Raw genomic sequence first — 679 nt, 5'->3', positions numbered from 1 at the left:
GGTGAAACCGTGGCCGAACTGGTCGATGGGGTCAGCAAACTGACCCAGATGAACTTCGAGACCAAGGCCGAAGCCCAGGCGGAAAACTTCCAGAAGATGGCGATGGCCATGGCCCGGGATATCCGGGTGATTCTGGTCAAGCTCGCCGACCGGCTGCACAACATGCGCACGCTGGAAGTGCTGTCCGGCGAAAAACGCCGGCGCATCGCCAAGGAAACCCTGGAAATCTACGCGCCCATCGCCAACCGGCTGGGCATGCATGCCATTCGTATCGAATTCGAAGACCTCGGCTTCAAGGCCATGTACCCGATGCGTTCGGCGCGCATCTACCAGGCGGTCAAGCGCGCCCGGGGCAACCGCAAGGAAATCGTCAACAAGATCGAAGAGTCCCTGAGCCATTGCCTGGCGATCGACGAGATCGAAGGCGAAGTCAGCGGCCGGCAAAAACACATCTATGGCATCTACAAGAAGATGCGCGGCAAGCGCCGGGCCTTCAACGAGATCATGGACGTGTACGCGTTCCGGATCATCGTCGACAAGGTGGACACCTGCTACCGCGTGCTGGGCGCTGTACATAATTTGTACAAACCCCTGCCGGGCCGCTTCAAGGACTACATTGCCATTCCCAAGGCCAACGGCTATCAGTCGCTGCATACCACGCTGTTCGGTATGCACGGGG

1 protein-coding gene is annotated in these 679 nt (G+C 59.2%); it reads left to right on the top strand.

Annotation, left to right across the window (positions count from 1 at the left end; genetic code table 11):
• The coding region (locus QZ271_RS14405) for an HD domain-containing protein (protein ID WP_367114380.1) at positions 1-679 on the top strand (679 nt) is incomplete at both ends.

The sequence above is a fragment of the Deinococcus sp. genome, assembly GCF_018260555.1.
In the GTDB taxonomy this organism is placed as follows: domain Bacteria; phylum Deinococcota; class Deinococci; order Deinococcales; family Deinococcaceae; genus Deinococcus.
Note: the sequence above shows the minus strand (reverse complement) of the source record. Positions and strands in the feature narration are given on the sequence as shown.